General features: G+C 45.8%; 1 protein-coding gene. It reads left to right on the top strand.

Annotated elements, in window-relative coordinates; genetic code table 11:
• Positions 1 to 288: 288 nt before the first annotated feature.
• Positions 289 to 1346 (top strand): IS110 family RNA-guided transposase (locus GSF01_RS29120; protein WP_159888766.1); only part of this gene is annotated, 1058 nt, incomplete at its 3' end.

The following is a 1346-nucleotide window of genomic DNA, read 5'->3' as shown; positions in this document are numbered from 1 at the left end:
TTTTGTACGAAAACAGTCATGTCTTCTTTCCTTTCAGGCACAACTCCAGCATGAAAATGAGCAGCATGTGTTTACAGTAATGTTTACCGCTCCATACTTGTAACACCATGGTGAAATACTACGTTAGGATTAATGGTGGTTTGACCCCTTTACGAAAACTGTAAGGACGGGTTCAGTGAACAACTCCCTGCTAGCCCTGAACTGCCCATTCAGGTGACTGCGAACAGAAAAATAGTAAAGCTCGAGCCCATCCTCACCATGAGATCATTTAGTATCGGAGTCGGTTACATGGAAGTATTGTACCCACAATGTGTGGGAATGGACGTTCATCAGGAAACAATAGTAGCTTGCGCATTAATCACTGGCGAAGATGGGCGAGTGGAAAGTGAGACGCGTACGTTCGGAACGATGACCAAAGACTTGTTTGAATTATTAAAGTGGCTTGAGGCGAAGTCGATAAGCCATGTAGCCATGGAAAGCACCGGAATTTACTGGAAACCGGTGTACAACATCTTGGAAGGTTACTTTGACATGACGCTTGCCAATGCTCATCGCATCAAAAATGTCCCCGGTCGGAAAACGGATGTAAGTGATGCAGAATGGATTGCGAAGTTGCTTCGGGTCGGTTTAATTGAGCCGAGTTTTGTACCTTGCGAAGACTTGCGAGAACTTCGCGATCTATGCCGTCTTCGTAAGAAACGTATAGGAAACCTTACTGCAGAAAAAAACCGCATCCAGAAATACCTGGAAATGAGTAACGTGAAACTTGGTACAGTCGCAACCGATATATTTGGCGTATCGGGGCGTAATCTGCTCGAAAAACTAATTACAAAAGGATACGTCGACGCTGACGATGTGGACGAAAGTGTAAAAGGTAGGCTTAGAAAAAAGAAAGAGCAGATTTCAGACTCGCTTTTTGGAACCATTACCCCACACCAGATGGACCTGATCCGCGATTGTTGGGAACATATCGAGTACTTGGAAAAGTCGCTTGCGAACCTGGAGCAAAAAATCGATGCTCATCTTGCACCTTATCGGGAAGAATATGAGCTTCTTCAAACGATCCCGGGCGTCAGCGAGGCCACAGCGGCAGCTCTCATTGCTGAGATTGGTGTCGAAATGGACCAATTCCCATCTGCCGATCACCTTTCCTCATGGGCAGGTTTGGCGCCGGGAAATAACGAAAGCGCCGGTAAAAAAAAAAGTACAAAGGCTTTAAAGGGCAATACACATACAAAAGTAGCATTATGCGAGGCGGCATGGGCAGTCGCTCGTACTAGAAACAACCGCATATCTACACGATTTTGGAAGATCGCATCGAGGCGCGGTAAGAAAAAAGCATGTAT

The sequence above is a fragment of the Paenibacillus puerhi genome (assembly GCF_009846885.1).
GTDB classification, from domain to species: Bacteria; Bacillota; Bacilli; order Paenibacillales; family NBRC-103111; genus Paenibacillus_G; species Paenibacillus_G puerhi.
Note: the sequence above shows the minus strand (reverse complement) of the source record. Positions and strands in the feature narration are given on the sequence as shown.